Consider the following 15163-nt stretch of genomic DNA (forward strand, 5'->3'; position numbering starts at 1 on the left):
GCGACGGCGTCAGCTTCTGCGTACGCCCTTGGCCAGGTCGCCCGCCAGTTCGCGGATGCTGTCCAGACCCGCGGCGCCGTTCTCCGCTTCGAGCATCCGCTTGACGAACGCGGACCCGACGATCACTCCGTCGGCGAACACGGCGACCTCGGCGGCCTGTTCGGCGTTGGAGACCCCGAGCCCCACGCACACCGGCAGCTCGGTGGTGGCGCGGGTGCGCCGTACGAGCTCCTGGGCCTGCTCACCCACGGAGTTCCTGGTGCCGGTGACCCCCATCAGCGAGGCCGCGTAGACAAAGCCGGACCCGGCCGCGGTGATCGTCGCCAGCCGTTCGTCCCTGCTGCTCGGCGCGACGACGAAGACGGTCGCGAGACCGTGCTTCTCCGCGTTCTCGCGCCACAGCGCGGACTCCTGGACCGGCAGGTCGGGCAGGATGCAGCCGGCGCCGCCCGCCTCGGCCAGCTCGGCGGTGAACCGCTCGACGCCGTACCGGTCGATGGGGTTCCAGTACGTCATGACGAGGATGGGCGCGCCCGTGGCCTCGTACCCCTCGCGCACCGTGCGCAGTACGTCGGCGATCTTCACCCCGCCCTTGAGCGCGATGTCGTCGGCGGTCTGGATGACCGGACCGTCGAGGACCGGGTCGCTGTGCGGCAGCCCCACCTCGACGATGTCGGCGCCGCCTTCGATGACGGCCTTCACCGCCTCGATCCCGCCGTCGACCGTGGGGAATCCGGCCGGGAGGTACGCGATGAGCGCCGCCCGGTCCTCGGCCTTCGCCCCGGCCAGGACCGAGCTCAGGAGCGCTGTGTTTCCGCCGTGCCCGCCGTGCGCGCCAGTTCCGCTGTTTCCGCTGTTCTGGCTCACTTGGCTGCCACCTCCGCGTCCGCGCTGTACAGCCCGAAGTAGCGGGCGGCCGTGTCCATGTCCTTGTCGCCGCGGCCGGACAGGTTGACCACGATCAGCCCGTCCTTGCCCAGCTCCTTGCCGAGGTCCAGCGCACCGGCCAGCGCGTGCGCCGACTCGATGGCCGGAATGATCCCCTCGGTGCGCGACAGCAGCCGCAGCGCCTGCATCGCCTCGTCGTCGGTCACCGCGCGGTACTCGCCGCGGCCGGCGTCCTTCAGATAGGCGTGCTCCGGGCCGATGCCGGGGTAGTCGAGCCCGGCGGAGATCGAGTAGGGCTCGGTGATCTGGCCCTCCTCGTCCTGGAGCACGTACGAGCGGGAGCCGTGCAGGATCCCCGGCTCACCGGCGGAGAGCGTCGCCGCGTGCTCGCCGGTCGCGATGCCGTGTCCGGCGGGCTCGAAGCCGACGAGACGCACCGAGGCGTCCGGGATGAACGCGTGGAAGAGCCCGATGGCGTTGGACCCGCCGCCGACGCACGCGGCGACGGCGTCGGGGAGCCGGCCCGCGCGCTCCAGGATCTGCCGCCGCGCCTCGACGCCGATCACCCGGTGGAAGTCGCGCACCATCGCCGGGAAGGGGTGCGGCCCGGCGACCGTGCCGAAGAGGTAGTGCGTGCGGTCCACATTGGCGACCCAGTCGCGGAACGCCTCGTTGATGGCGTCCTTGAGGGTGCGGCTGCCGGACTTCACGGCGACGACCTCGGCACCGAGCATCCGCATCCTGGCGACGTTGAGCGCCTGGCGCTCGGTGTCGATCTCGCCCATGTAGATGGTGCATTCGAGACCGAAGAGGGCGCAGGCGGTCGCCGTGGCGACGCCGTGCTGTCCGGCCCCGGTCTCCGCGATGACCCGGGTCTTGCCCATGCGCTTGGTGAGCAGGGCCTGACCGAGCACGTTGTTGATCTTGTGCGATCCGGTGTGGTTGAGGTCCTCGCGCTTGAGGAACATCCGTACGCCACCGGCGTGTTCGGCGAACCGCGGCACCTCGGTGAGGGCGCTCGGCCTGCCGGTGTAGTTGACCATGAGGTCGTTCAGCTCGGCCGCGAAGGCCGGGTCGGACTTGGCCTTGTCGTACTCGACGGCGACCTCGTCCACCGCGGCGACGAGCGCCTCGGGGATGAACTTGCCGCCGAAGGCGCCGAAGTAGCCCTCGGCGCTGGGGATCCGGCCGTCCGGATCCGGGATGAAGAACTCTGAAGACATGCGTGATCTCCGCAGGTACGTAAGGGGTGGTACGCAGGAGGTGAGAGGTGTTGCTGAGCTGTCCGCTCAGCGACGCCATCGCATGCCGTTGATCTGGCCGGGCTCGGAACCGATGTGGTAGCGCACCCGTCGTCCGTGCACCCGCCGGGCGGGCGCACGGCAGCCGCGGGGCTTGCACCCACGCGAGAGACGGGCAATGGCCATGGGGGTCAGTCCCGCCCGTGCCGCAGGGCCGGGTGGGCGCCCGCGGCGACCAGGTCGGCGACGGCGCCCTTCGGGTCCCGGCCGGTGACCAGGGACTCGCCCACCAGCACGGCGTCGGCGCCGTCGTTGGCGTAGGCGATCAGGTCGTGCGGGCCGCGGACCCCGGACTCGGCGACCTTGACCACGTGCGAGGGGATCTCGGGGGCGACGCGCTCGAAGGTGCCGCGGTCGACCTTGAGGTCCTTGAGGTTGCGTGCGTTGACCCCGATGACCCGGGCTCCGGCGGCGACCGCGCGCTCGGCCTCGTCCTCGTCGTGGACCTCGACCAGCGGGGTGAGCCCGATGGACTCGGCGCGCTCGATCAGCGAGACGAGCGCCTCCTGCTCCAGGGCCGCGACGATCAGGAGCGCCAGGTCGGCTCCGTACGCCCGTGCTTCCCAGAGCTGGTACGCGGTGACGATGAAGTCCTTGCGCAGGACCGGGATGTCGACCTTGGCCCGGACGGCCTCCAGGTCGGCCAGCGAGCCGCCGAAGCGGCGCTGCTCGGTCAGTACGGAGATGACGGACGCGCCGCCCGCCTCGTAGTCGGCCGCGAGCGCGGCGGGGTCGGCGATGGCCGCCAGCGCGCCCTTCGAGGGGCTGGAGCGCTTGACCTCGCAGATGACCTTGACGCTGTCGCCGCGGAGCGCCGCGACGCCGTCCTTGGCCCGGGGAGCCTTCGCGGCGCGGTCCTTGAGCTCGTCGAGGCTGACGCTCGCCTGCCGCTCCGCGAGGTCGGCGCGTACGCCTTCGATGATCTCGTCGAGCACACTCACGCGAGCGGCCCCCTTCCGGGACGTGTGGATGGATCAGGATCAGCCATGGTGATGTTATCCGTAGAAGACCCCGGGCCCCGCATCCGGTCGGTGCGAGTTCCGGTCCCGCGGACGCTCACGGGGCCAGGAACGACCCCATGGGGAGGTTGCGCAGCACGCTGAAGACCAGGACGACGGCGCCGATGCCCCACCAGAGGGCGGGCCGGATCGTGAACCGCTCGGCCGGCCGTCCCCTTACGGCGCGAATCAGCCACACCACCATCACCACGGCGAAGACGCCGTACCCGACGACCGCGAGCGCGTTGTCACCGAGGGCCGCGGCGAAGTCGCCGTGGGCGACGGCATGGGCGCTGCGCAGCCCGCCGCAGCCCGGACAGTAGATGCCGGTGACCGCGTACAACGGGCAGACCGGGTAGTGACCGGGGTGGTTGGGGTCGACGGCGCCGACGTAGGTGAAGGCGGCGGCGACCGCGGCCAGCGTGCCGAGTGGTACGAGAAGCCGGCGTACGAGCGGCTCGGGGGCCGGGGGCGCCGGGTGTCCGGAGACGGGGGGCCCGGGGTGTCCGGGCGCCGGGAGCCAGGCCGGCGGCGGGGCCGGGGCGCGGAGGGCGGCAGGGGCTGCGTTGGGGTCCACTCGGCGATTCTCCCTGTTCGGACGGGAAGGCGCAGCTCATACGGGAAGGCGCAGCCCGGAGAACCGGACTGCGCCCCGCCGGACGGTACTCGCGGAGCGGTCCGTCAGTGCGCCTGCGCCTGGGAAGCCCGCGCCCTGGCCTGGATGCTGGCTTCGGACTCCTTCGGCATACCGAGGCCCGCGGCCTTCATGGCGACGCCTACGACACCGCCGAGTACCACGACGACCAGTCCGACGATGACGCCGATCGGGCTGGGTACCACCATGCAGGCGCCCGAGACGCAGAAGCCGATGAAGGCGATGATGACGCCGGTCCAGGCGGCCGGGGTGTGTCCGTGGCTGGTGCCCGCCATGAGTTGCTCCTCGTTGCTGTGTGTCCAGGCCCTGATGCGAGCCGTGTTCCGCGGTCGCCCGTCGCAGCCGTGGCCCGGCGGGCGCCGGAAGCTCACGCCCATTGTCGCGCACCGCCGTGCCGGGCGATGAGCTGGGGGGTGAGCTGTCCGTCACGCCTCCCGCGTGGGGTCCTCGCCGCGGTCGAGCGCCTTCCAGATCTCCTCGGGCCGTTCCGGATCCGGTGCCGTGCGTGGCCGGCGCGGTCGCGGGGTGCCGTCGCGCTCGTACCGGCTGGACATGGCCGGCCACTGCTTACCGTAGCGGAGGGCGAGCAGCCCCGCGAAGAGGATCAGCAGGCTGCCGAACGCGGCCACATAGGGCCAGGCCGTGTGGGAGAGCGCCTCGATGGTGGTGGCGGTGTTGCCGGCGCTGGTGGCCGCCTTGTCGTTCAGTGCGGCGCTGTCGCCCGCTCCGGCGACGGCCGCCACGCCCGCGCCGGCCCCGCACAGGGCGAGCAGCGCGGAGACGAAGACACGGCCCGCGCTGCGTACCGCGAAGACCGCGACGAGAGCGGCCAGACCGACGATCGCCAGAGCCGTGGGCACTCCGGTGACATCGCCCCCGTCGGCCGTCAGCGGAAGGACTCCGCCGCCGACCGGAGCATTGCCCCGGGCCCAGGTCTGCCCGGAGGACAGGAGGACGACGGCAGCGCCGACTGCGCCGAGTAGCAGAGCGGTGGCAAGACTGCGGCGGCTGCCCGGGGAGGCTGCGGCCGGTCCTGCTTCGGATCGGGGCTGGGGTACGGCACTCACGTCCTCCACTATCCCCTACGCCCCGAGGGACCGGTGAGGCGGTTGGCCGAACCGACGGCGCGGAGCACGGCCGCCGCCTTGTTGCGGCACTCGTTGTCCTCGGAGACCGGGTCGGAGTCGGCGACCACACCGGCCCCGGCCTGGACGTAGGCGGTGCCGTCGCGCAGCAGCGCCGTGCGGATGGCGATGGCGGTGTCGGAGTCGCCTGCGAAGTCGAGGTAGCCGACGCAGCCGCCGTAGAGCCCGCGCCTGGTGGGCTCCAGCTCGTCGATGATCTGGAGCGCGCGGGGCTTGGGGGCGCCGGAGAGGGTACCGGCGGGGAAGCACGAGGTGAGGACGTCGAAGGCGGTGCGGCCCTCGGCGACCCGGCCGGTCACGGTGGAGACGATGTGCATGACGTGGGAGTACTTCTCGACCGACATGAAGTCGACGACCTCGACGGAGCCCGGCTCGCAGACCCGCCCGAGGTCGTTGCGGCCGAGGTCGACCAGCATCAGGTGCTCGGCGCGCTCCTTCGGGTCGGCGAGCAGCTCGTCGGCGAGCTCCTGGTCCTCGCGCGGTGTCGCGCCGCGGTGCCGGGTCCCGGCGATGGGGTGCACCATGGCGCGCCCGTCCTCGACCTTGACCAGCGCCTCGGGGCTGGAGCCGACGACGTCGAAGCCGTCGAAGCGGAAGAGGTACATGTACGGCGAGGGGTTGGTGGCGCGCAGCACCCGGTAGACGTCCAGCGCGCTCGCCGTACAGGCCGTTTCGAAGCGCTGGGACGGCACGACCTGGAAGGCCTCACCGGCCCTGATGCGCTCCTTGATGTCCTCGACCACGTCCTGGTAGTCCTTGCCTCCCCAGAGCGCGGTGTACTCGGGGAGCTCGGACGCCGGCAGTACGGCGGGTGCGGTCCCGGCGGGGCGCACGAGGTCCGCCTCCATGGCGTCGAGCCGGGCCACGGCGTCGGTGTAGGCCTCGTCCACCCCGGTGTCGAGGTCGTTGTGGTTGATCGCGTTGGCGATCAGCATGACCGTGCCGGCCCAGTGGTCGAGTACGGCGAGGTCCGAGGTGAGCAGCATGGTCAGCTCGGGGAGTTTCAGGTCGTCGCGCTCGCCGGGTCCGACCTTCTCCAGGCGGCGCACGATGTCGTATCCGAGGTAGCCGACCATGCCGCCGGTGAAGGGCGGGAGCCCGCCCGCCAGATCGCGCGGGGTGTGCAGCGCCTCGACGGTGGCGCGCAGCGCCTGCAGCGGGTCGCCGTCGACCGGGACGCCGACCGGCGGGGCGCCTTCCCAGTGGGTGGCGCCGTCGCGTTCGGTGAGGGTGGCGGCGGACCGTACGCCGATGAAGGAGTAGCGGGACCAGGTGCGGCCGTTCTCGGCGGACTCCAGGAGGAAGGTGCCCGGGCGCTCCGCTGCGAGCTTCCGGTAGAGGCCCACCGGGGTGTCTCCGTCGGCGAGAAGGGTGCGGGTGACGGGGATGACGCGGCGGTCGGCGGCGAGCTTGCGGAAGGTCTCCAGGTCCATGGCGGAAGTCTAGGGGCCGTCGGCCCGGCGCTCGGTCGCCAGTCGGCCGCTGTATCAGCCCAGCAGGACGTCCGCGTCGAAGCAGGTCCGCTCGCCCGTGTGGCAGGCCGCGCCGACCTGGTCCACCTTCACCAGGACCGTGTCGGCGTCGCAGTCGAGTGCGACCGACTTGACGTGCTGCACGTGCCCGGACGTGTCGCCCTTGACCCAGTACTCCCTGCGGCTGCGCGACCAGTACGTGCAGCGGCCGGTGGTGAGGGTGCGGTGCAGGGCCTCGTCGTCCATCCAGCCGAGCATCAGCACCTCACCGGTGTCGTACTGCTGGGCGATGGCCGGCACCAGGCCGTCCGCGCTGCGCTTGAGGCGTGCGGCGATCGCGGGGTCGAGACCGGTGGACTGCGGTGTGCTGGGCGTGCTGGTCATGGATTCATTGTGCCGCGCCCGCGCGGCCCGGCGGACCCGGCCCACCACAGCCCACTGGGCGGAACGGGGAGCGCGGTCGTACGCTGGCGGGCATGTCGACCCATGCCAAGCGCGAACGACTTCTCCTCGCCGACCTGTTGGAGGCGGCGGGTCCCGGCGCCCCGACGCTCTGCGAGGGCTGGAAGACCCGCGATCTCGCCGCCCATGTGGTGGTACGCGAGCGGCGGCTCGACGCGGCGGGCGGGATCCTGATCGGCGCGCTCAAGGGGCGCCTCGACCGGGTGCAGGGCGAATTCACCGCGAAGCCGTACGAGGAGCTGATCCAGCTGATCCGTACGGGGCCGCCCAAGTTCTCGCCGTACTCGCTCAAGCAGGTGGACGAGGGCGCCAACGCCGTCGAGTTCTTCGTACATGCCGAGGACGTGCGGCGGGCGCAGCCCGACTGGTCGCCCCGTGAGGTGGACCCGGTCTTCGCCGAGGCGCTGTGGCGGCGTCTTGAGAAGGGGGCCCGGCTGATGGGGCGCAGGGCGCCGGTGGGGCTCGTGCTGCGGCGGCCCGACGGCCAGACCGCGGTCGCGCACCGCGGCACGCCGGTGGTGACGGTCACCGGGGAGCCGGGCGAGCTGACGATGTTCGCCTTCGGCCGGCAGGACGCGGCGAAGGTGGAGGTCGACGGGGACGCGGAGGCGTCGGCCAAGGCGATCGAGGCCAAGCTCGGTCTGTGAGTCCGAGCGCCCGGCCGCCCCTGCGGGAGGGCGGCCGGGCGGCTCTTCCTGACCGGCGGCCGGTGCTGCCCGGCCGGTGTCCGGTGCTGCCCGGCCGGGTGTCCGGTGTTACCTGACCGGGTGGCCGGACTGCCGCAGCTCGTCCTTGACCTGGGAGATCCGCAGGTCACCGAAGTGGAAGACCGATGCGGCGAGCACCGCGTCGGCGCCCGCGCCGACGGCCGGCGGGAAGTGCTCCAGGGCGCCCGCGCCACCGCTCGCGATGACCGGGACGGTGACGTGTGCGCGTACCGCCGCGATCATCTCGGTGTCGTAGCCGTCCTTGGTGCCGTCGGCGTCCATGGAGTTGAGCAGGATCTCGCCCGCCCCCAGCTCGGCCGCCCGGTGCGCCCACTCGACGGCGTCGATACCGGTGCCCCGGCGGCCGCCGTGCGTGGTGACCTCGAAGGTGCCGTCGGCGGTGCGGCGGGCGTCGACCGAGAGGACGAGCACCTGGCGCCCGAAGCGCTCGGCGATCTCGCTGATGAGCTCGGGGCGGGCGATGGCCGCCGTGTTGACGCCGACCTTGTCCGCGCCCGCGCGCAGCAGCTTGTCGACGTCCTCGGTGGTACGGACACCGCCGCCGACGGTGAGCGGGATGAAGACCTGCTCGGCGGTGCGGCGCACCACGTCGTAGGTCGTCTCGCGGTTGCCGGACGAGGCGGTGATGTCGAGGAAGGTCAGCTCGTCGGCGCCCTCGGCGTCGTAGAGCCTGGCCATCTCGACGGGGTCGCCCGCGTCCCTGAGGTTCTGGAAGTTGACTCCCTTGACGACGCGGCCGTTGTCCACGTCCAGGCAGGGGATGACCCGTACGGCGAGTGTCATGCGTGCTTCCCCCGGTACGCCTCGACCTCGACCTCGACGACCAGGCTGGGGTCGACGAAACCGGAGACGATGATCATGGATGCGGCGGGCCGCACCTTGTCGAACAGTTCCTTGTGGGCGCGGCCGACCTCGTCCACGTCACGGGCGTGCGTGACGTACATCCGGGTGCGGACCACGTGCTCGGCGCCCAGGCCGAGCTCCTTGAGGGCGTCGACGGCGACGCCGAAGGCGGTGACGGCCTGTTCGTACGGTCCGCCCTCCGCGATCCGGCCGTTGGCCATGGCGGTGCAGCCGGCGACCAGGACGAGGCCGTTGGGCAGCTCCACGGCGCGGGAGTAGCCGAAGGCCTCCTCCCACGGGCCGCCGGAGGCGATACGGCGTACGCCGCCGTCCGTGGCGCCTTCGCTCATGCCGCCACCGCTACCGCTTCGAGGGCCTCTTCCAGGGTGAACGCCTTGGCGTACAGCGCCTTGCCGACGATCGCGCCCTCGACGCCCGAGGGGACGAGCGAGGAGATGGCCCGCAGGTCGTCGAGCGAGGAGACGCCGCCGGAGGCGACGACGGGCTTGTCGGTGGCCGCGCAGACGTTCTTCAGGAGCTCCAGGTTGGGGCCCTGGAGCGTGCCGTCCTTGGCGATGTCGGTGACCACGTAGCGGCCGCAGCCCTCGGAGTCGAGGCGGGCGAGCGTCTCGTAGAGGTCGCCGCCGTCCCGGGTCCAGCCGCGGCCTCTGAGGGTCGTACCGCGTACGTCGAGGCCGACCGCGATCTTGTCGCCGTGCTCGGCGATGATCTTCGCGACCCACTCGGGGGTCTCCAGCGCGGCGGTGCCGAGGTTGACCCGGGTGCAGCCGGTGGCGAGGGCTGCGGCCAGCGACGCGTCGTCGCGGATGCCGCCGGAGAGCTCGACCTTGATGTCCATCGCCGAGGTGACCTCGGAGATCAGCTTCCGGTTGTCGCCGGTGCCGAAGGCGGCGTCGAGGTCGACCAGGTGCAGCCACTCGGCGCCCGACCGCTGCCACGCGAGCGCGGCTTCCAGCGGTGAGCCGTAGGAGGTCTCGGAGCCGGACTCTCCGTGGACGAGGCGGACCGCCTGGCCGTCCCGGACATCGACGGCGGGGAGGAGTTCGAGCTTCTTCTGCAAGGCGGACATCAGAGGGTTCCGATCCAGTTGGTCAGCAGCTGGGCGCCGGCGTCGCCGGACTTCTCGGGGTGGAACTGGGTGGCCGACAGGGGGCCGTTCTCGACGGCCGCGACGAAGCGCTCGCCGTGCGTGGCCCAGGTGACGCGCGGGGCGCGGATCCTGGCGTTGGTGACTTCGAGCGACCAGTCGTGCGCCGCGTAGGAGTGCACGAAGTAGAAGCGCGCTGCCGCGTCGAGCCCGGCGAAGAGCTCGGTGTCCGCCGGGGCTTCCACGGTGTTCCACCCCATGTGCGGTACGACGTCGGCCTTGAGCGGGCCGACCGTGCCGGGCCACTCGTCGAGGCCCTCGGTCTCCACGCCGTGCTCGATGCCGCGCTCGAAGAGGATCTGCATCCCGACGCAGATGCCCATGACCGGGCGGCCGCCGGCGAGCCTGCGGCCGACGATCCAGTCGCCGCGGGCCTCCTTGAGCCCCTTCATACAGGCGGAGAAGGCACCGACACCGGGGACGAGCAGCCCTTCGGCGTTCATGGCGCGGTCGAAGTCACGGGTGATCTCGACGTCCGCGCCGGCGTGCGCGAGCGCGCGCTCGGCGGAGCGGACGTTGCCGAAGCCGTAGTCGAAGACCACGACCTTCCTGCGGGCGGTCATGTCCAGATTCCCTGGATACGCATCACACCCGCCGCCAGGCACATCACGGCTCCGATGGAGAGCAGCACGATGAGGCTCGCGGGCATCTTCTGCTTGACGAAGGAGTAGATACCGCCGGCCAGGAAGAGGCCGACGACGATGAGGATGGTGTTGAGGCCAGTCATGCTTACAGGGCGCCCTTGGTCGAAGGAAGAATGCCCGCTGCCCGCGGGTCGTGCTCGGACGCGTAACGCAGCGCGCGGGCCAGGGCCTTGAACTGGCACTCCACGATGTGGTGGGCGTTGCGCCCGTACGGCACGTGGACGTGCAGCGCGATCTGGGCCTGCGCGACGAACGACTCCAGGATGTGCCGGGTCATCGTCGTGTCGTACTCGCCGATCATCGGCGCCATGTTCTCCGGCTCGGTGTGCACCAGGTAGGGGCGGCCCGACAGGTCGACGGTGACCTGGGCGAGCGACTCGTCCAGCGGCACCGTGCAGTTGCCGAACCGGTAGATGCCCACCTTGTCGCCGAGCGCCTGCTTGAAGGCGGCGCCGATCGCCAGGGCGGTGTCCTCGATGGTGTGGTGCGAGTCGATGTGCAGGTCGCCGTCCGTCTTGACCGTGAGGTCGAAGAGGCCGTGGCGGCCCAGCTGGTCGAGCATGTGGTCGTAGAAGCCGACCCCCGTCGACACGTCGACCTTGCCGGTGCCGTCGAGATTGATCTCGACCACGACCGAGGTCTCCTTGGTGGTGCGTTCCACCCGTCCGATGCGGCCCACGCGAGTCATGCGGTGATCTCCTTGTGCAGTGTGCGTGCCGCTTCGAGGAACGCGTCGTTCTCGGCCGGAGTGCCCACGGAGACCCGCAGCCATCCGGGGACCCCGTTGTTCCTGATCAGGACACCGCGATCGAGGATCGCCCGCCAGGCAGCCGAGGCGTCCTGGAAGCGGCCGAACTGGATGAAGTTGGCATCGGACTGGGTCACGTCGTATCCGATGGAGCGCAGCTCACTGACAAGCCTGTCGCGCTCGTCCTTCAGCTGCTCGACGTACCGCAACAGGGTATCGGTGTGCTCCAGGGCGGCGAGCGCGGTGGCCTGGGTGACCGATGACAGGTGGTACGGCAGCCGTACGAGCTGGACGGCGTCGACCACGGCCGGGTCGGCCGCGAGGTAGCCGAGCCGCAGCCCGGCCGCGCCGAACGCCTTGGACATGGTCCGGGAGAGGACCAGGTGGGGGCGGCCCTCGATCAGCGGGAGCAGCGAGGGCGCGTGGCTGAACTCGCCGTACGCCTCGTCCACCACGACCATCGCAGGGCCCGCCGCCTGCGCCGCCTCGTACAGCGCGAGGACGGTCTCGGTGTCGACCGCGGTGCCGGTGGGGTTGTTGGGCGAGGTGATGAAGACGACGTCCGGCCGGTTCCCGGCGATGGAGCGTTCGGCCGCCGCCACGTCGATGGTGAAGTCCTCGTTGCGCGGTCCGGAGATCCAGCCGGTGCCGGTGCCGCGCGCGATGAGGGCGTGCATCGAGTACGAGGGCTCGAAGCCGATGGCCGTGCGGCCGGGGCCGCCGAAGGTCTGGAGCAGCTGCTGGATGACCTCGTTCGAGCCGTTCGCCGCCCAGACGTTGGCCGCGCCGACCGGGTGCCCCGCGGTCCTGGTGAGATAGCGGGCCAGCGCGGTGCGGAGCTCGACGGCGTCCCGGTCGGGGTAGCGGTTGAGCGTGCGGGCCGCCTCCCGTACGCGCTCGGTGATCCGGTCGATCAGCGCCTCGGGCAGCGGGTACGGGTTCTCGTTGGTGTTCAGCCGTACGGGGACGTCCAGTTGGGGCGCGCCGTACGGGGACTGGCCGCGCAGTTCGTCCCGTACGGGCAGGTCGTCGATGCCTGTCATGCGGTGGGCACCTTCCATCCGAACCTCGCCTTGAGGGCCGCGCCGTGCGCGGGCAGGTCCTCGGCCTCGGCGAGCGTCACCACGTGGTGGGTGACCTCGGCGAGCGCGTCCCGGGTGTAGTCGACGATGTGGATGCCGCGCAGGAACGACTGGACGGAGAGGCCCGAGGAGTGGCAGGCGCAGCCGCCGGTGGGCAGGACGTGGTTGGACCCGGCGCAGTAGTCCCCGAGGGAGACCGGGGCCCAGGGGCCGACGAAGACGGCTCCGGCGTTGCGGACCCGGGCGGCGACCGCTGCGGCGTCGGCGGTCTGGATCTCCAGGTGCTCGGCGCCGTACGCGTCCACGACCTTCAGGCCGTCCTCGACCGAGTCGACGAGGACGATCGCGGACTGCTTGCCCTCCAGCGCGGGCACGATCCGCTCGGTGATGTGCTTGGTGGCGGCGACCTGCGGCGCCAGCTCCTTCTCGACCGCGTCGGCCAGCTCGGCCGAGTCGGTGACGAGGACGGCGGCGGCCATCGGGTCGTGCTCGGCCTGGCTGATCAGGTCGGCCGCGACGTGCGCGGGGTCGGCGGTGTCGTCGGCGAGTACGGCGATCTCGGTCGGGCCCGCCTCGGCGTCGATGCCGATCCGGCCGGTGAAGTACCGCTTGGCCGCGGCGACCCAGATGTTGCCGGGGCCCGTGACCATGTTGACCGGGGGGCAGGACTCGGTGCCGTGGGCGAACATCGCGACGGCGGTGGCGCCGCCCGCCGCGTACACCTCGTCGATGCCGAGCAGCGCGCAGGCGGCCAGGATCGTCGGGTGCGGCAGGCCGCCGAACTCCTTCTGCGCGGGGGACGCGAGGGCGATCGACTCGACCCCGGCCTCCTGGGCGGGGACGACGTTCATGACCACCGAGGAGGGGTAGACGGAGCGTCCGCCCGGCGCGTACAGCCCGACACGCTCGACCGGTACCCACTTCTCGGTCACTTTGCCGCCGGGGACGACCTGGGTGGTGTGCTCGGCGCGCCGCTGGGCGCGGTGGACCAGCCTGGCGCGCCTGACCGACTCCTCCAGGGCCGCCCGCACCGCCGGGTCGAGGCGGGCCAGAGCGTCGGCGAGGGCGGCTGCGGGCACCCGCACCTGCTCCAGCCGCACACCGTCGAACTTCTCCGCGTACTCGATGAGCGCCGCGTCACCGCGATGGTGCACGTCCTCGCAGATCGGCCGCACCTTTTCCAGGGCGGCCTGTACGTCGAAGTCGGCACGGGGCAGCAGGTCGCGCAGGGCGCCACCCTCGGGGAGGGCGTCGCCGCGCAGATCGATTCGGGAGATCATGACACCAATTCTCTCAGACCGGTTACGGCCTCCGGTCGCCCGTATCAGTGGCTGATACACAACTGGCCCCCTGACGGTGACCGCTAGCGTTCACTCCATCACTCGTGGGCAGGGAGGGGCGGCAGTGACAGAGGCGCAGCACGACGAGCATGCGCCCAACTGGCTGACCGGCGCCGAGCTGGGCATGTGGGAGGCCTTCCGTAACGGCAGCACCTACGATCTGCGCACCCGCAACCCGGTCATGGACAATCCGCTCTCGGCCCGCACCTGGGGCCCCGAGCGCACGGTCCGTGCGCGCGTGGTGGCCCTGCTGCTGCTCAGCGGGCCGCCGGCGCTGGCGGGCCGGGTCTCCTCGCTCAAGCTGACCGGGGTGCAGATCACCGGCGCGCTGGATCTCGCGGGCGGCACGGTCACTCCGTACGTGGAGCTGACCGGCTGCCGGTTCGAGGACGAGGTGCTGCTGCCGGAGTGCCGGGTGACCACGGTCCGGATGGTCGGCTGCGCGATGCCGCGTCTTGAGGCGGCCCGGCTGCACAGCGAGGGCGATCTGCATCTGCCGCGCTGCCGGGTGGCGGGCGGCATCCGGCTGACCGACGCACAGATCGGCACGGATCTGCTGATCAACATGATGGTGGTGCACCCGGACCGCAAGGGCCGCTCCATCGCGGCCGACGGGCTGTACGTGGCACAGGATCTGCAGGCCGAGATGATCGAGTCGCACGGCGAGGTGAGTCTGCGCTCGGCGCGGATCGGGGTCTCGCTGAGCTTCAACGGCAGCCGGCTGCTCAATCCGGACGGACGGCGGGCGCTGAACGCACCGCAGCTCTCGGTGGAGCGCACGCTCTATCTGTCGGCGGCCGGGGTGACACCGGACGGCGGCGGCACCACTCCCCCGTACGGCACCGGGCCGACCCCGCCGTACGGGACGAGGATCCAGCCGTTCGAGTGCGTCGGCGGGATACGGCTTGACGACGGGCGGTTCGGGGACGCCCTCGACCTGCGGAGTGCGAAGTTCCGTATGCATAGCGACCAGGAGCTGTCACTGCGCCGTATCCAGACCCCCGAACTGCGCTTCCTCGGGGACCGCCCCGAGCAGGGCCGGGTGGTGCTCTCGGGCGCCAAGGTGGTCAACCTGGTCGATATGTCGACCAGTTGGCCGGGTCCCGGCGGTCTGGCGATGGGCGGCTTCAGCTACGAGAACCTCATCCCGGTCGGCCGATTTCCGCTGGAGCAGCGGCTGGAGTGGGTGACGGCGGCGACTCCGGAGTACGCGCCGGAGCCGTACGAACGGCTGGCGTCGGTGCTGCGCAACAGCGGCGAGGACGCGGACGCCCGCGAGGTGCTGCTCGCGAAGCAGCGCAGACGGCGCGAGACGCTGCCGCTGGCCGCCAAGGTGTGGGGGTACCTCCAGGACTGGACGGTGGCGTACGGCTACCGGCCGGGCCGGGCCGCGCTCTGGATGGCGGTGCTGTGGGCGGCGGGAACGGTCGCGTTCTCGCGCTACCACCCGGAGCCGATGAGCCGGGACGGGCATCCGCAGTGGAACGCGGCGCTCTACGCACTGGATCTGCTGATCCCGGTGGTCAACCTCGGCCAGGACGGCTACTGGAAGCTGTGCGGCGGCTGGCAGTGGGCGGCCGCCGCGCTGATCGTGCTCGGCTGGATCCTGGCCACGACGGTCGCGACGGGCGCCACCCGCCTGCTGCGCCGGAGCTGACGGGCCGGGTGCGGTGGGTGTGCCGTGCGGTG

General features: G+C 71.6%; 19 protein-coding genes. 2 read left to right on the top strand and 17 right to left on the bottom strand.

Annotated features, from left to right (window positions below; translation table 11 throughout):
* Window positions 1-9: 9 nt before the first annotated feature.
* From trpA to hisI, 9 genes are all read right to left on the bottom strand, one after another.
* On the bottom strand, window positions 10-867 hold the full coding sequence (gene trpA / locus OHB13_RS07960; protein ID WP_401600423.1) for a tryptophan synthase subunit alpha: 858 nt from the start codon (window positions 865-867) through the stop codon (window positions 10-12).
* The gene (gene trpB, locus OHB13_RS07965) at window positions 864-2111 is read right to left on the bottom strand and encodes a tryptophan synthase subunit beta (RefSeq protein ID WP_328376515.1); all 1248 of its coding nucleotides are present in this window, start codon (window positions 2109-2111) and stop codon (window positions 864-866) included. The genes trpA and trpB overlap by 4 nt, the downstream gene beginning before the upstream one ends.
* 66 nt (window positions 2112-2177) lie before the next feature.
* Window positions 2178-2315: a tryptophan biosynthesis modulator TrpM gene (trpM, locus tag OHB13_RS38725; RefSeq protein WP_368078203.1), complete on the bottom strand. Its 138-nt coding sequence runs from the start codon at window positions 2313-2315 to the stop codon at window positions 2178-2180.
* A gap of 5 nt (window positions 2316-2320) precedes the next feature.
* Entirely contained in the window at window positions 2321-3130 is an 810-nt protein-coding gene (gene trpC / locus OHB13_RS07970; RefSeq protein ID WP_266857979.1) for an indole-3-glycerol phosphate synthase TrpC, read from the bottom strand.
* Window positions 3131-3245: 115 nt separating this feature from the next.
* Window positions 3246-3764 carry a DUF2752 domain-containing protein gene (locus OHB13_RS07975; RefSeq protein WP_328376517.1) on the bottom strand — a complete coding sequence of 173 codons (519 nt, stop codon included), beginning with the start codon at window positions 3762-3764 and terminating at the stop codon, window positions 3246-3248.
* 104 nt (window positions 3765-3868) lie between these two features.
* Window positions 3869-4117, bottom strand: a complete 249-nt coding sequence (locus OHB13_RS07980) for an HGxxPAAW family protein (protein ID WP_266857975.1) — start codon at window positions 4115-4117, stop codon at window positions 3869-3871.
* Between the two features lie 150 nt (window positions 4118-4267).
* On the bottom strand, window positions 4268-4918 hold the full coding sequence (locus tag OHB13_RS07985) for a TIGR02234 family membrane protein (RefSeq protein ID WP_328376518.1): 651 nt from the start codon (window positions 4916-4918) through the stop codon (window positions 4268-4270).
* Entirely contained in the window at window positions 4918-6420 is a 1503-nt protein-coding gene (locus tag OHB13_RS07990) for an anthranilate synthase component I (RefSeq protein WP_328376520.1), read from the bottom strand. Before OHB13_RS07990 ends, OHB13_RS07985 begins: the two co-directional genes overlap by 1 nt.
* A gap of 54 nt (window positions 6421-6474) precedes the next feature.
* The gene (gene hisI, locus OHB13_RS07995; protein WP_266857972.1) at window positions 6475-6843 is read right to left on the bottom strand and encodes a phosphoribosyl-AMP cyclohydrolase; all 369 of its coding nucleotides are present in this window, start codon (window positions 6841-6843) and stop codon (window positions 6475-6477) included.
* A 92-nt stretch (window positions 6844-6935) separates the two neighbouring features.
* Between hisI and OHB13_RS08000 the strand changes: the two genes are divergently transcribed.
* Window positions 6936-7568 carry a TIGR03085 family metal-binding protein gene (locus OHB13_RS08000; protein ID WP_266857971.1) on the top strand — a complete coding sequence of 211 codons (633 nt, stop codon included), beginning with the start codon at window positions 6936-6938 and terminating at the stop codon, window positions 7566-7568.
* A gap of 108 nt (window positions 7569-7676) precedes the next feature.
* On the opposite strand, the gene hisF is transcribed toward OHB13_RS08000, so the two are convergent.
* The 8 genes from hisF to hisD are packed head-to-tail and all read right to left on the bottom strand — an operon-like array spanning window position 7677 to window position 13414.
* Window positions 7677-8432 (bottom strand): imidazole glycerol phosphate synthase subunit HisF, encoded by a 756-nt coding sequence (gene hisF / locus OHB13_RS08005; protein WP_266857970.1) that lies wholly within the window; start codon window positions 8430-8432, stop codon window positions 7677-7679.
* Window positions 8429-8842, bottom strand: coding sequence for a RidA family protein (locus OHB13_RS08010; RefSeq protein ID WP_328376523.1), 414 nt, complete (start codon window positions 8840-8842; stop codon window positions 8429-8431). Before OHB13_RS08010 ends, hisF begins: the two co-directional genes overlap by 4 nt.
* The gene (gene priA, locus OHB13_RS08015; protein ID WP_328376524.1) at window positions 8839-9582 is read right to left on the bottom strand and encodes a bifunctional 1-(5-phosphoribosyl)-5-((5-phosphoribosylamino)methylideneamino)imidazole-4-carboxamide isomerase/phosphoribosylanthranilate isomerase PriA; all 744 of its coding nucleotides are present in this window, start codon (window positions 9580-9582) and stop codon (window positions 8839-8841) included. The genes OHB13_RS08010 and priA overlap by 4 nt, the downstream gene beginning before the upstream one ends.
* Window positions 9582-10223 (bottom strand): imidazole glycerol phosphate synthase subunit HisH, encoded by a 642-nt coding sequence (hisH, locus tag OHB13_RS08020; protein ID WP_405944841.1) that lies wholly within the window; start codon window positions 10221-10223, stop codon window positions 9582-9584. Before hisH ends, priA begins: the two co-directional genes overlap by 1 nt.
* Window positions 10220-10387, bottom strand: a complete 168-nt coding sequence (locus OHB13_RS08025; RefSeq protein ID WP_266857967.1) for a hypothetical protein — start codon at window positions 10385-10387, stop codon at window positions 10220-10222. Before OHB13_RS08025 ends, hisH begins: the two co-directional genes overlap by 4 nt.
* A gap of 2 nt (window positions 10388-10389) precedes the next feature.
* Complete coding sequence (gene hisB, locus OHB13_RS08030) at window positions 10390-10983, bottom strand: imidazoleglycerol-phosphate dehydratase HisB (protein ID WP_266861158.1); 594 nt, start codon at window positions 10981-10983, stop codon at window positions 10390-10392.
* Between the two features lie 5 nt (window positions 10984-10988).
* Window positions 10989-12095, bottom strand: coding sequence for a histidinol-phosphate transaminase (locus tag OHB13_RS08035; protein WP_328376525.1), 1107 nt, complete (start codon window positions 12093-12095; stop codon window positions 10989-10991).
* Window positions 12092-13414 (bottom strand): histidinol dehydrogenase, encoded by a 1323-nt coding sequence (hisD, locus tag OHB13_RS08040; protein ID WP_328376527.1) that lies wholly within the window; start codon window positions 13412-13414, stop codon window positions 12092-12094. Before hisD ends, OHB13_RS08035 begins: the two co-directional genes overlap by 4 nt.
* A 124-nt stretch (window positions 13415-13538) precedes the next feature.
* On the opposite strand from hisD, the gene OHB13_RS08045 reads away from it, so the two are divergent.
* Window positions 13539-15131 carry an oxidoreductase gene (locus OHB13_RS08045; RefSeq protein ID WP_328376529.1) on the top strand — a complete coding sequence of 531 codons (1593 nt, stop codon included), beginning with the start codon at window positions 13539-13541 and terminating at the stop codon, window positions 15129-15131.
* Window positions 15132-15163 lie beyond the last annotated feature (32 nt).

Origin of the sequence: Streptomyces sp. NBC_00440 (genome assembly GCF_036014215.1) — a bacterium.
In the GTDB taxonomy this organism is placed as follows: domain Bacteria; phylum Actinomycetota; class Actinomycetes; order Streptomycetales; family Streptomycetaceae; genus Streptomyces.

Excerpts from the sequence above, each read along its gene's own strand:
- priA (WP_328376524.1), bottom strand. The coding sequence starts at position 9,582 with ATGTCCGCCTTGCAGAAGAAGCTCGAACTCCTCCCCGCCGTCGATGTC.
- OHB13_RS08035 (WP_328376525.1), bottom strand. The coding sequence starts at position 12,095 with ATGACAGGCATCGACGACCTGCCCGTACGGGACGAACTGCGCGGCCAG.
- hisH (WP_405944841.1), bottom strand. The coding sequence starts at position 10,223 with ATGACCGCCCGCAGGAAGGTCGTGGTCTTCGACTACGGCTTCGGCAAC.
- OHB13_RS08010 (WP_328376523.1), bottom strand. The coding sequence starts at position 8,842 with ATGAGCGAAGGCGCCACGGACGGCGGCGTACGCCGTATCGCCTCCGGC.
- trpB (WP_328376515.1), bottom strand. The coding sequence starts at position 2,111 with ATGTCTTCAGAGTTCTTCATCCCGGATCCGGACGGCCGGATCCCCAGC.
- hisI (WP_266857972.1), bottom strand. The coding sequence starts at position 6,843 with ATGACCAGCACGCCCAGCACACCGCAGTCCACCGGTCTCGACCCCGCG.
- trpM (WP_368078203.1), bottom strand. The coding sequence starts at position 2,315 with ATGGCCATTGCCCGTCTCTCGCGTGGGTGCAAGCCCCGCGGCTGCCGT.
- hisF (WP_266857970.1), bottom strand. The coding sequence starts at position 8,432 with ATGACACTCGCCGTACGGGTCATCCCCTGCCTGGACGTGGACAACGGC.
- OHB13_RS07980 (WP_266857975.1), bottom strand. The coding sequence starts at position 4,117 with ATGGCGGGCACCAGCCACGGACACACCCCGGCCGCCTGGACCGGCGTC.
- OHB13_RS07990 (WP_328376520.1), bottom strand. The coding sequence starts at position 6,420 with ATGGACCTGGAGACCTTCCGCAAGCTCGCCGCCGACCGCCGCGTCATC.
- OHB13_RS08000 (WP_266857971.1), top strand. The coding sequence starts at position 6,936 with ATGTCGACCCATGCCAAGCGCGAACGACTTCTCCTCGCCGACCTGTTG.
- hisD (WP_328376527.1), bottom strand. The coding sequence starts at position 13,414 with ATGATCTCCCGAATCGATCTGCGCGGCGACGCCCTCCCCGAGGGTGGC.
- OHB13_RS08025 (WP_266857967.1), bottom strand. The coding sequence starts at position 10,387 with ATGACTGGCCTCAACACCATCCTCATCGTCGTCGGCCTCTTCCTGGCC.